9 protein-coding genes are annotated in these 12,858 nt (G+C 71.4%); all 9 read right to left on the bottom strand.

What is annotated here, in order from left to right:
• Positions 1–35 precede the first annotated feature (35 nt).
• Positions 36–320 carry a hypothetical protein gene (locus ACH4SI_RS11455; RefSeq protein WP_398295283.1) on the bottom strand — a complete coding sequence of 95 codons (285 nt, stop codon included), beginning with the start codon at positions 318–320 and terminating at the stop codon, positions 36–38.
• A 109-nt stretch (positions 321–429) separates the two neighbouring features.
• The gene (locus ACH4SI_RS11450; RefSeq protein WP_398295281.1) at positions 430–1,848 is read right to left on the bottom strand and encodes a DUF6177 family protein; all 1,419 of its coding nucleotides are present in this window, start codon (positions 1,846–1,848) and stop codon (positions 430–432) included.
• A gap of 81 nt (positions 1,849–1,929) precedes the next feature.
• Complete coding sequence (gene eccCa, locus ACH4SI_RS11445; RefSeq protein ID WP_398295279.1) at positions 1,930–5,904, bottom strand: type VII secretion protein EccCa; 3,975 nt, start codon at positions 5,902–5,904, stop codon at positions 1,930–1,932.
• 37 nt (positions 5,905–5,941) lie between these two features.
• Positions 5,942–7,108 carry a MinD/ParA family protein gene (locus ACH4SI_RS11440; protein ID WP_398295277.1) on the bottom strand — a complete coding sequence of 389 codons (1,167 nt, stop codon included), beginning with the start codon at positions 7,106–7,108 and terminating at the stop codon, positions 5,942–5,944.
• Between the two features lie 72 nt (positions 7,109–7,180).
• A complete protein-coding gene (eccD, locus tag ACH4SI_RS11435) occupies positions 7,181–8,536 on the bottom strand; it encodes a type VII secretion integral membrane protein EccD (protein ID WP_398295275.1) in 1,356 nt (451 codons plus the stop codon).
• A gap of 180 nt (positions 8,537–8,716) precedes the next feature.
• Entirely contained in the window at positions 8,717–9,025 is a 309-nt protein-coding gene (locus tag ACH4SI_RS11430) for a hypothetical protein (protein WP_398295273.1), read from the bottom strand.
• A gap of 20 nt (positions 9,026–9,045) precedes the next feature.
• A complete protein-coding gene (locus ACH4SI_RS11425; RefSeq protein WP_398295271.1) occupies positions 9,046–9,984 on the bottom strand; it encodes a DUF6508 domain-containing protein in 939 nt (312 codons plus the stop codon).
• Between the two features lie 18 nt (positions 9,985–10,002).
• Positions 10,003–10,407 carry a hypothetical protein gene (locus ACH4SI_RS11420; RefSeq protein ID WP_398295269.1) on the bottom strand — a complete coding sequence of 135 codons (405 nt, stop codon included), beginning with the start codon at positions 10,405–10,407 and terminating at the stop codon, positions 10,003–10,005.
• Between the two features lie 42 nt (positions 10,408–10,449).
• On the bottom strand, positions 10,450–12,858 hold a 2,409-nt coding region (locus ACH4SI_RS11415), incomplete at its 5' end, for an ADP-ribosyltransferase (RefSeq protein WP_398295267.1).

Genomic DNA, 12,858 nt, shown 5'->3' with positions numbered 1-12,858 from the left:
GACCTGGGCTTTTTGGTGGGCGTCCCGCGTTCTCTTCAGCCGCCCCCACCACCGCCACCGCCGCCGCCTCCGCAGCCGCCGCCTCCTCCGCCTCCACCGCAGGACGAGCCTCCGCCGCAGCCGCCGCCTCCGCCGCACGAGGACCCGCCGCTGCAGGAGGATCCGCCGCTGCCTCCGGCCCACCAGCCGCCGGAGCCGCGGCGGCGTCGGTTGCCCCCGAGGGGGCTGTCCCTCGATCCGGTCTTGGATGCTTTCGCGAAGAGCATGATGATCACCACGAACGGCACGGCGATCATCACCGCCTTGAGCAGGGAACTCATCGAGCCCTCACCTTCCTTAGCTGGTCACCGTCGTAGACGAGTGGGGGAAGGCCGGTGGTTCGCCGTGAAGTGGGGCCGTTGCGTGAAGGGTGCGACGGGGCTGTGGCGGTCAGGCTCCCTTCAGGTGGCGCATCAGACGCTCGAAGTCCTGCCAGCCCGAGAGGTCCGACGGGTCACCCGGGAGGGGGTAGTACAGGGCGGGGAGGGTTTTGGGGCCGAGCTGGATCGGGGTGTCGGACAGGGGGGTGCGGCGGGCGCGGTCGCCGGGGAGTTGGCGGACTTCCTCCGCCCCGAGGACGAAGGCCAGGGGGACGCCGGGGCCTTCGAAGCGGGGCGGGACGGCGAGGTCGCGGCGGGCCTTGCGGAGCTGGATGAGCATCGACTGGAGATTGTGGCGGGTGGCCAGGATCTCGGCGGCCCGGGGGAGGGCGTCCAGCGGCGGCTCTTCGTCAGGTCCGTAGCCGAAGGCCAGGGTGACGTCCTCCTCCACGCCCGCCGTCGTACGGCTGATGCGGATCGTGGCCAGGCCGGGGCGGGCGGGGGTGCCGACGACCACGAGCCAGGTGGGCTCGGGGGCCCGGTCGTGCGCCAGGTCGGTCAGCTGACGCAGCGACCAGGGGAGGTTGGCCGGTTCGGCCGTGCCCCAGCCTGCCGGGGGTTCGCCGGTGAGTTCGCGCCAGACTGCCTCCAGGGCGCCGCCGAGGACGAGGCGGTCGTCGGCGGGGTGGACCGTGCGGTAGGAGATGGCCAGTTGGCGCTCGCCGGTGTCCGCGACCTCCTGATAGGAGGCGGCCACTTTGGTGTGCGGGTCGTCGGCGGTCGCCTCGTCGGACTCGACCGTGGCGAAGAGGCCGTTCTGCCAGGCCAGTACGGCCCCGGACAGCCCGTCGTAGAAACCCTCCCGCTCGTCCTGCACGACCCAGCGCGACGGCCAGCCGCTCAGGCTGTTGCGGACGGCGGGGGAGAGGACGGTGTCCGGGGAGGTGACGATCTGGAGGCCCAATTCGGCGTTGGCCGCCGCTCGGTAGGCGTCCGAGAGCCAGGCCGTCATGGAGACCACCGGGCGGTCCTGGATGATGACGGCGACTTTGTCGGTGAGGGCGTCGACGGCGGGCTGCGCCGCCGCCGGCGTGGGCGCGACGCTCACGCCGTCGGTCTTCACCACGGCGAGGGAGCTTGCGGCCTCCGGCGGCCACGCAGAGCCGCCGGTCAGGGAGATGATCCGGGCGGCGAAGGTGCCCGCGAGCCGCTCGGCCTCCTCGACGCCGGTGGTGGCCCGGACCTCCGTCCACCAGAACGGAACCGGGGGCGCGGCGGCCCCGAGAAGCCGTTCGGCCTCGCCCGCGACCTGCACGAGCACCGGCGCCTCGACCGAGACGAGGGGGCGGCCCTCCGTGTCGCAGAGCTGTACGACGGCGTCTTCACCCGTCGTCCCGACCAGCTTGTCGGGGCCGCCGGAGAGCAGACCGGCGAGCACGCTCAGCGGGGCGGGCATGTTCGGGGTGAGGGTGATGACGTCCTTGGTCATGGGTCCCGTCCGGTCCTTCGTGGTCCGTAGCGTCGTCCGTGGAAGCCTCGGTGGCGTGCGTGTGCGAGCGACCCGGTGCCCTCACCCGTCCGTGTAAACCGTCTGGATCAGGCGGTTCGGACGGCCCCTGCGGATGAACACGCCACGGCCCGCCGGCTGCTGGCCGGCGTACACGCCGGGGAACAGCTGGCCCTCGCTGCGGTCGCCCGACATGAGGACGGCCGAGGCGCCCGACTCCCGCAGGCCCAGCATCAGCGGCTCGTACATGCCGCGCGAGGCGCCTGCGACGCGGCGCGTCACGACGAAGTGGAGGCCGATGTCGGCCGCTGAGGGGATGTAGGGCAGGAACGGCGTCAGCGGTGCCTGCCCGGCGGTGGTCAGTACGTCGTAGTCGTCGACGAGGACCACGATCCGCGGACCGCTGCCCCAACTGCCCGGCTCCAGGTCCTCGGTGTCCGCGCTTTCGTCGGGCAGCCGCTTCTCCAGCTCGGTGGCGATACCGGTGGCGAGGCCCGCGCACATCTTGGCGTTGTACGCGTAGCCGCCGCGGAACTCCTCGGGGATCGCGCCACGCAGGCTGCGCCGCGGGTCCATGACGGCGAAGACCAATTCGTCCTCGCTGTAGCGCTCGATGAGGCCCTGGGAGATGGTCTTGAGGAGGTTCGTCTTGCCGCATTCGCTGTCGCCCAGGACCAGCAGATGCTGGTCGTACTCGAACAGGTCGAGAAGGACGGGAGCGAGCGCCGTCTGGTCCAGGCCGATGGGCACCTGCTGCGGCTCGGCGGCCGGACCGGGCAGCAGATGCGGCTCCAGGACGCGCGGCAGGACCCGTACGGGCTGGGCCACGTCACCGCTCCAGGTGGCGCGGACGGTGCGGGCGGTGCGCTCCAGGACCGCCCCCAGGTCCGCGGTGTCGGCGAGGCCGTCCGTACGGGGCAGTGCGATCTGTGCGAACAGCTTGCCGTCGGTGAGGACGCGGCCGGGCTCGTCGGGCGACAGCGTCTGGGCGAGCTTGCGGTCGATGCTGGACTCGCTGGGGTCGTTCAGGCGCAGCTCGACGCGGGTACCGAAGTTGGACTGGGCCGCGATGCGGACGTCGTTCCAGCGCAGCATGCCCGCGACCACGTGGATGCCGTATCCACTGCCGCGCTTGAGGATGTCCATGACGGCATCGTCCAGCTCCTCGAAGTCGTCCCGCAGCGCGCCGAAGCCGTCGATGATGAGCACGATCTCGGCCGAGGCCAGCTGGTGCAGCCGACCTGCCGCGTGCAGGGTACGAAGCTGCTCGACGGAGTCGATGCCGTGTTGGCGGAAGAGTTCCTCGCGGGCCGCGAGCATGTTCCGCACCTCTTCGACGGTGCGCCCGGCGCGCTCGCGGTCGGCGCGGCCCGCGACGCCGCCGACGTGCGGCAGCCCGGACATCGCCTGGAGGCCGCCGCCGACCAGGTCGAGGCCGTAGACGCCGACCTCCTGCGGGGTGTGGGTCAGCGCGATCGAGAGGGCGAGGGTGCGCAGCAGGGTCGTCTTGCCGGACTGCGGGCCGCCGATGACGGCGGCGTGACCGCCCGCCACGGTGAGGTCCAGGTACCACTGGCCCTGCCACTGCTTGGTGGGGTCGTCGAGCAGGCCGAGCGGCACCTGCAGCGGGCCGCGGCGCGTGGCGAGCTGCATGCCGCGCGCGCCGACGTCCACCGGGCCCGCGGCCTTGTCCAGGGTGATCGCGGCGGGCAGCGGGGGCAGCCAGATGCGCCGGACCGGATCGGCGGCGTTCTCCAGCTGTCCGACGACGACGTTCATCTCGGTGGGGCCGGTCTCGCGGCGCCGCACCGACGGTTCCCCCTCGCCCGGGGCCTCCGACGTGGCGAGGGTGTTGAACGCCTCGTACTCCAGCGCGAGCGGACCGGTGTCCTCTTCCTCGTCGCGCTGTACGGGCCCCCGGTAGGCGCCGGAGACATAGCTTGCCTTGAAGCGCTCGTAGTGGGTGGTGTCGACCTTGAGGTACCCGAAGCCGGGCAGCGGCGGCAGATGGAAGGCGTCCGTGGTGTCCAGGACCGTGCGGGACTCGTCGGCGGAGAAGGTGCGCAGGCCGAGCCGGTACGAGAGATAGGTGTCCAGCCCCTTGAGCTTGCCGCCCTCGATGCGCTGGCTGGACAGCAGCAGGTGCACACCGATGGAGCGGCCGATGCGCCCGATGGACAGGAACAGGTCGATGAAGTCCGGCTTGGCGGTCAGGAGTTCACCGAACTCGTCGATCACCACGAACAGGTGCGGCAGCGGGTCGAGATCGGGACGCTTCTCGGCCCGCAGCGTGGCGTAGTCACCGATGTCGGCGACGTTGCCGGCGTCCTTGAGCACCTGCTGCCGGCGCTTGACCTCGCCGGCCAGCGAGGCGTGGACGCGCTCCACGAGACCGGCCTGGTTCTCCAGGTTGGTGATGACACCGGCCACGTGCGGCAGGTTCGCGAACGGAGCGAACGTCGCACCGCCCTTGTAGTCGACGAGGACCATGGCGAGGTCCTCCGGCGGGTGCGTGGCGACCAGGGCGAGGACGAGGGTGCGCAGCAGTTCCGACTTGCCGGAACCGGTGGCGCCCACGCACAGCCCGTGCGGGCCCATGCCCAGCTCGGACGACTCCTTGAGGTCGAGGAGCACCGGTTCGTGGGAGTCGCTGATACCGATCGGCACACGCAGGAAGGCACGTTCACCGCGCGATGCCCACTGGCGCGAGAGGTCGAGCTCTGCCACGTCATCGATGCCGAGCAGCCCGGCGAAGTCGACGGGCCCGGACAGGGGGGCGTCGACGAGCGACTCGGCGGAGAGCCGCATCGGCGCGAGCATGCGGGCCAGGCCCTCGGCGAACGGGATGCTGACCTCGTCCACGGTGCCGTGGGCGTTGACCGGTTCCTCGGCGCGCAGGTCCTCGATGACCACCCGGCCGTCGTCGACGGTGATCCGCACGCTGACCTGACCCGGCTCCTGGACCCGCTCCTGGAGCAGGTGCAGGACGGTGACGCCCATGTCGCGCAGGCCGACCGCGTCGTCGGGACGCGGCAGATCCACCGCGTCCTCGCCGTGCCCGTCGGAGACGACGACCAGGCGGGACGTCATGGCCAGGGCGTCCTTGCCGGACAGACCCCGGCGCACCTCGGCCGCGTACGAGGCGCGGCGACGCAGCTCCGCGCCGATCTGCTGGGCGAGCTGGGGCGGCGAGGGGGCGATACGGCGGGCGGCGACGGGGCCGTCGAACTGCTCGGTGTCGAGCAGGTGCGGCATCCACTTGGCCCACTCCCAGTCGCCGAGCCGCTCGCCCGGCACGGCGAGCGCCATGCCCACGTCGTCCGGCGCGTGGGTGGCGGCGGTCTGCACGAGCAGTGCGCGGGCGACGCGCAGGCAGTCCTCGCGCGGGCCGATGACACTGACGTTGCCGACCCGGTCGAGGGGAATGGTGAGCGGGAGTTCGGTACCGGTGCGGAAGCGGTCCATCAGCGCCGACGCCTCGTTCAGCATGAAGCGGTCGGGCGGGGTGAGGACCGACGAGCCCTGCTGGGCGACCTTCAGGTCACGTACCGGCATCTCGCCCGTGCCGACCCGCACGCGCAGGAAGTCCCCGTCCACCCGGCGGCGCTCCCACAGCCGGGCCGGGTCGCGCACTATGTCGTACAGGGCGTCCGGCGGCGGGTTGAGGACGTCGGCCTTCTCGCGCCCCTCGCGTTCCTCCTTGGACAGCTCCTCGCGCAGGTCCTCGAGGTACGAGAGGTACGCCTCGCGCTGGGTGCGGCGGGTGCGCTGGGCCTTGCCGCGCTGCGAGAAGGCGAGGCCGAGGGTACCGATGAGCGTGACGACGACGATGATCGCGCCGAGCCCGGCGAACTGGCTGTTCCGTACGACCGTCATCATGATCACGGACGACAGCACACCGGCGACGGGCAGCATCGACATCGCGATGTTGCCCGACTTCCCCTCGGGGAGGTTGGGCGGCGCTTCGATGGTGCGTGCCTCGGGGGCGACCTGGGGCCGGGCGGTCCTGGCCGGGCGGTGGATCAGTCGGGTACTCATCGGCGTCCGTCACTCACGGTCGGGCTCGGCATGGGGATCAGTGGCGCTGCTGGGAGAGCCGGAACGCGTCCGCGGCGAGGCGGGTGGCGGCTTCCCTCGTGGAGTGCGCGAGGAGTTCGGTACGGATCGCGCCGCCGGCCGCGAGGTGCCGGTCGTACGGCAGGGTCCGAACGGTCGCCCCGGTGGACTTCAGCTTCTTGACCGCCTCGTCGAGGTCGAGCCCGCTGTGCGGCACGAGCTCGGTGAGGACCACCACCGTGCCGGCGATCACGTGCGGGGGCAGCCCCTGCATCCACTGGAGCACCGCATACGTGCTGGTGATGCCCTCCAGCGTGGCGGGCGCGGTCAGCACGCGGGCCTGGGCGGCGGACAGCGCGACCCGGGCGACCTCGGCCGGCAGCGTCTCGCAGTCGACGACGGTCACGCCGAAGTACCGGCGCAGCGAGACCATGACCCGCTCGTACGCCCTGGTCTCCAGCATCGCGCCGATCTGCCCCTGGCTGCCGGGCAGCAGCCAGGCGTTGTTGGGGAGCTGTACGAGATAGCCGGTGACGTCCAGAAGCGACATCTGCGGCTCGACGATGCCCGCCAGGTCGCCGGTGGTCCAGCGCAGCGTCTCGGCGCCGAGCCGCAGCGGCAGCGAGCCGAGCGACGGGTCGGCCTCGACGAACAGGACCGGGTCCTGGCGGTAGTGCGCGTACGCCGTGCCGAGCAGCGCCGCGACGGTCGACTTGCCGGAGCCGCCCCGGATGGACGTCACGGCGATCTGCCGGCCGGTGGTCACGGGCTGCTGGAGGACCTCGGCGCTGGCGGTGGTGTCGGCGACCTCGCGGGCGGCCGAGGAGGCGACGGTGCGGCGCAGGTTGCGCGTGGCCCGCGCGGCGAAGGACTCGCCGTGCCGCGGCTTGCGGCCGGTCACGGCGAGCCCCCGGTCCACCACGGGCCGGGAGTCGGGGGTGCGCTGCGGGCGGGCCGGGGCGTAAGCGGCCTGGCCCGGCTGGTACTGCTGCTGCGGCCTGGCCGGGTGGTCGGCGGCCTGCTGCTGGGGCGCGGGGCTCCCGGGGGCCGGGTGCGGCCCCGCCTCGTACGCGGGCGCGCCCTGTGCGGGGACGCCGTACGCCCCCTGCTGCGGCGCTCCCTGCGGCGCGGCCCCGCCCCGCAGGTCACGCAGCACGTCGCCCTGCCAGTTGTCTCCGTTCGGCATGTCAGCCCTTCTTTCCCGTCCTGCTGCCCCGCTCGGAGCGCCTGCGCGTCGACTCGGAACTTGTGAGGAGCATCAGAACTTGTTGAGCAGCTGTCCGTACACGCCGAACGCCCCGACGGCGAGCGGGAAGAGCCCCACCACACCGATGGACTCGACCATGTCGGCGATGCGCCGCAGCCGCACCTGCACATGCTCGGGTGGCTGCACGGCCAGGATCAGCAGTGGCAGCACCGCGGCCGCGCACAGCACGGCGAGCGGCCCGGCGCCCCCGGCGTGCTGCATCCACACCATCACCAGGCGCACGACGAGGACCGCGGCAGCGGCGAAGAGCGCCACGACCTCGGCGACCAGCGGGAAGGCGCGCGCCCGCGAGAGCAGCACCAGGGCCACCAGCGCCGGGAGCGCCACGGTCCACACGGACGGCGTCGTGGCACGGGTGAGCAGCCAGCTGCCGGCCGTCGCGGAGGCCGCCGTGACGATCGTGGCCAGCGCGAGGCCGCGGTGCGTGGCCGCGAGGGCGTTGCCCACTTGGTGGCGGCTGACGGAACTGCCGCCGGAACGGCGGTCGTCGAGCGCGGTGAGGCCCGAGGCCATCAGCGCGAGCCGCGGCAGCAGGCCGAGCAGGATCACGGAGAAGACGGCCATCACGGCACCGAGCCGGACCGGGTCACCCTGGATCGCGGCAACCGCCTCCCACACCACGGCCAGGCCGGCGGTGGCCGCGGCCCCGATGAGCCCGCCGCGGCCGAGCGGCGAGAAGTAACCGAGCAGGAGCAGCATCACGACCAGCGCGCCCGTGACGCCGGCGAGCCGCGCCGTCCCCGACCAGTCGTAGGCATCGGCGGCGGTCCACGCGGTGAGCAGGCCGAGGCCGCCGGCGGCGAGCAGCAGCGCCGTGGCCAGCCCGCGGTTGCCCTCCCCCACCTTGGCGACCAGGGCGCCGGCAGCGAGGAGGACGAACGCGACCGCGCCGAGGGCACCCACGAGGGAGCCGAGCGCGAACTCGTCACGCGCGAGCACCGCGGCGATCACCGCGAAGACGACCGTGGCCACGCCCGCGCTGATCCGGCGCGCGGCGGGCCGCCAGCGCCAGGCCTGCAGGTCGAGGTCGTCGGCCACCAGGTCCGTGACGTCGTGCACGACGGGGGCCGGCGGGGCCGAATGGGCCCGTACGAGGCGGAGCACGGCACCGTCGGCGACCTCGGCCGACGACAGCGTGCTGTCGTGCGGCAGTGCGGAGCCGTCGGACGTGATCAGCTGCCTGGTCATCGGACGCGACGCGGCCCGGTCGTCCAGCAACTGCAGGATGTCCGGCAGCAGTTGCCCGATCGGAGTGTCGGAGGGCAGGACGATGTCGGCCCGGCGTCGCTCGCCGACCAAGGTCACCCGGCTTAGCTGCGCCCGGGATGTCGTTGCTGTGCTCACCACTTACGGGAACCTATCGTCGCGACTTGAAGACTCGGGGCCTGTTCGGCATGCTCATGTTACTAGTGCCCTGCACATTTTCCTCTTGCGTGGAATTCCTGGCCGAGGTGCCGGAATCCCCTTACGGGTACGTGAGTTGCGGGGAGTTGCGGAACTGCCGAGATACCGAGAAGATTACGAACTTCAAGAATTCTTCGCACTCTTCCCGGAATCTCCCGGTTTCGGTGTTTGTGGCGGCTGCTCGTATTGCTGTTCCTGGCGCTGCTGCTTCTGCTGCTCGGCCTTCTGCTTCGCCAGCGTGTGCTGGAGGAAGGACCATCCGACGCAGCCCGCGCACAGCACGGCCGCGATGGCGATCCCGGCGAACACCTTGCCGAGCCGCTCGTCCGCCGTGCGCCGCGCCCGCTGCGCGCCGAACAGCAGCGCGTCCCGCATCCTGCGCCGGCGTACCGCCACCGACTCCAGCAGCTGGCTGTCGTAATCCCGTGCCATCCGTCTTGTCGTCCGTTGCCTCAGTCGTGCGTTGCGTGGGTCGTGGTCTCTGGAACATATGGCATGGGTGAGTTGGCAGTACACCCCGGAGGCGGGGCCGGCGGCCCCGGCGCGGGGCGCGGAAGCTTGCTGATCTTGCGGCGCGCGGCGAGATTCCTGATGACCGTGAACGGCTGGGAAATGAACCGCGAGAACGGGCTCCGCCGGCCCTGCCCGGACCGCTGGGCGTACGGGTTGGTGCTCGGCGGCGTGGCACCCTCCGTGTCGTACCAGGTGCGGAGCGACTCGACGGTGGCGTCCAGGAGGCCGCTCTTCACCGCGTCGTCGATGATGCCGTCGCTGACGCGTTCCCCGAGCACCAGCATCATGCCCGCGCGCACGGCGTCGGCCGGAGAGAGCCGTCCGTCCGGCGACAGCCGGGGCGGGGGATTGGCCGACCACCGGTACTCGGCGGTGAGGACACCTATGCCCCGCAGTGCGTGCACGGCGCGCCAAAGCGCCTCGCTGTAGAGGGGATACGGCATCTGGATCACGCCTCTGGCGTTCTTCTCGCCCCCGCCCCACTTCACGTCCCGGTCCTCGTCCGTCAGCGCGTCGTAGGCGGCGGCGAGCTCACGCCAGGCCGCCGCGTTGTCCCGGTCGAGCGCGGCTATCAGGCGCTGGTCGTCGGCCGGGGTGGCGGTACGGGCGAGCTCCTCGATCGCGGCCACATCGGGGGCGGCGGTGACGGGACCGACGCCGGGCTCGCGGGTGAGGAGGTCGAGGACGTCGAGCGGTGCGACGCCGCGTTCCCGTGCGGTACGCACCTTGGCGTCGTACCACTCCTCCCCTGCCGTGTAGGCGTCGCGACTGCTCGCCTTGCGGTCCACCCAGCCGCCATCGGCGGAGTCACCCCAGGCGTACCCCATCACCTGTCCGTCGGGCGCGGCGACGGCGATGTAGCGCACGGGTTCGGGCATGTTGCTCAAGGTGCCTTGTCAGCCCGTCTTGGCGAGGGCCTCGACCGCGGCGGCGTTCGGGGCGTCGGCAAGGGAGCCGGGGAGGGGGCGGCCCATGCCGGGCGGTTCGGGGTTGCCGTAGAGCTCGGTGAGGGTCTGGCTCGGGCGGAGGCCGCGCGCCTTCGCGTCGCGCAGCTGCTCGATCCACACCATCCCCTCGTTCGCCGCGCGGGAGCCACCTGCCTCACGCGGTTCGTAGGCGGCGGCGTCGTCCTCGTCCCCGGCCCACACATACCCGAGGACCGACCCGTCCTTCTTGTTGACCACGGTGAAGTACCGCACGGGCTTCTCGGTCCAGTCCTGGTAACGCGCCGGACCGCCCGGCTTCTCCCTGAACTGCAGGTCTTCCTCGAAGCGCGACGGCTTCGGCTGCTCACTACTCACAAGTCCACATTCCTTGAGTCGTCTGCCCGGCCCGGGGTGCGGTTACGGCTTCGCCCTGGGCAGGACCTCACCGTAGACCTGCCACTGTCCGCCCTCGTCCTGGAAGACGCGCGTCACCTTATATTCCGTACCACGAGCGAGGAGCAGCTCCCGCTCCCCCTTGTTGGCGGAGATGTGGTCGATCCAGAGAGCAGGTGTGTCCTTCGGCACCCGCAGATGCATCTGCACAGGCTTCCAGTCCATGGCCGAGTCCTTGCCGAGCGACGTGGAGGTGTATCCGAGGTCGTCGTAGACATTGCCCTGCATTTCGAGCGGCGACCGCAGGTCGAGGTGGCTGACGTTAGTTCCTCGTACGACCATGATGGGCTCGGGTACGGGACGGGAGCCCATGACCCGGTCGATGTCGTCCACGATTTTTTGGACGTTGGGGTGCACATCCAACCCTTGCCGAAGCGGGCCGTTGGTCTGTGTGTAGTAGAAGTCGCTGTACAGGTGCAGCGCATTGTGGGCGTCCGGGTCGAGGTCGTCGAGGAAGTCGTTCCAGTATGCGTTGCCGTACGCCTCCCCGGCCTCGTTGGAGGCGCTGGGATGGGGGTTCGTGCCGGGCGCCAGTTCGGCCTGGGCCACCGCGTGCCTCTCCGCGTCGGTGGCCAGGTTGTTGAAGTCGGCCGCCGACATGTGCGGCTTGTACTCGAACGGCTCCGCCGCACCGCTGCCCGGTACGTCCGTGCCCCCGTGGCCCGGGACGGTCGGCGCGTCGGCGCCGTGGTGCGGGACGCCGTCCCCGAGGTCCACGTGGTCGCCGGCGTGCGCCGCGTCGTCGCCGTGGCCGAACGCATCATCGCCGTGTCCGCCGTACGAACCGTCGTGTCCGTGCGCGCCGGGACCGTCGTGGCCCGGCCCGTGCGGGGTATCGGGCGTGTGCGGGTGCCCGGTGCCCGGAACGTCGTGGGCGGGGACGTGCGGGCCGGCCTGGCCCGGTACGTGGCTGCCCACCTCGCCCGGCACATGGCCGGCCGGGGTTCCCGGGACGTGGCTACCCGGAGTCTGGTGGTACCACGGCGTCGATGTGCCATGGCCGCCCGCGGGTACGTGGCCGGCGTTGCCGCCCGCGGCGTTGTCGAAGGACGAGGGGGCGGGCCCGAAGGAGCCCGGCGCGTGCGCGGGACCGCCGGTCGGTATGTGACCGCCGGGGTTGGCGTGGCCGCCCGGTACGTGATCGAACGAACCGCCCGTGGGCCCGAAGGAGCCTCCCGGCACATGCCCGCCTGTGGGAACCGGGGCGCCCGGATGCGGCGCACCGGGAACGCCGGCTCCGGCGTGGCCTCCCGGCTGCTGGATTTGCCAGGACTCCGGCAGGCCGGAGGCGCCGTGGCCCGCGCCGTACAGGCCCGGGGGCGGCGGAGGAATGAGGTTGCCGTTCGGCTCCAGAGCGGCTCCGTTGGGCAATTCCACCGCGCCGTCGGGCAGATGGGGGACATCGACCTTCCCGATGCCCTTGAGTCCCTTGGTGATGTCGCCGATTTTGGACAGGCCGGCTCCGGCGCCTTTGGCGACGTAGGTCATGGGGTCGATGACGCGGCCGGCTTTGCCGGCGACGGAGAGGGCTTTGGCGACGGCGCCGGCTTTGCCGGCGCCTGCGGCTGCTCCGCCGGCGCCGCCGGTGAAGACGGTGGTGACGACGTTGAAGGTGACCGCTCCCGCGGCCCGGCCCGGATTCTTGCCCCATTCGTCCCAGGCGACGAGGGCTTTCCCGGTCTGTTTCATGGTGTTGCGGGAGTCGCGGAGCCAGGAGGGGAGTTTGTCATCGGGCAGGCCCCAGAAGGCTTCCCTCGCTCCGGGGATGGTGCTGATGGCCAGGCCGGTGCCCAGTTGGGCAAGGCCCTTCCACGCTTGGCCGGCCGCGTCCCAGCCGTCGACGCCGACGAGGGTGCCCAGGCCTTTGATGGTGCCCCAGACGCCGTCGACGATCAGGCCGTCCCAGACGAAGGATTTGACCCAGTGGCCGACTTCCCAGACGTGGTGTTTTTCCTCGACCGGGTCGCCCCAGGGGAGTTTGGCGTTCTTCAGGTCGTCGGCGTTGAATCCGTACTGGTTCTTGGCCTTTGATCCGTCGCCGGCGACCATCTGGGTGCCGCCGAAGAGGGCGGTGATCTTGTTGTGGCAGGTGCGCTCAGCCGCCCAGAACGCGGCGACGGTGGCGGTGATGTCGTCGCGGAGCTGGTTGTGTTCGTCGACCTTGTCTTCGTCGTATTCCCAGTCGTCGTCGTCTTTGTTGTCGTTGACGAAGGTGGTGGCCTTGGTTTTGAGCTGGGCCAGTTTGGTGACCAGGGGGCGGATCTCGGTGGCGTACTCGGACAGGGCGGTGGAGACCGTGCCCAGGTCGTCGGCGAAGGTCTCCGCGCGGTCCTTGACCGGTTTGGTGCTGGCGAAGAGCCGTTCGGCCTCGGG

The organism is Streptomyces sp. NPDC021212 (assembly GCF_044332925.1).
Taxonomy (GTDB): domain Bacteria; phylum Actinomycetota; class Actinomycetes; order Streptomycetales; family Streptomycetaceae; genus Streptomyces.
The sequence above is the reverse complement of the archived record's forward strand: the minus strand, read 5'-3'. Positions and strand labels throughout refer to the sequence as shown.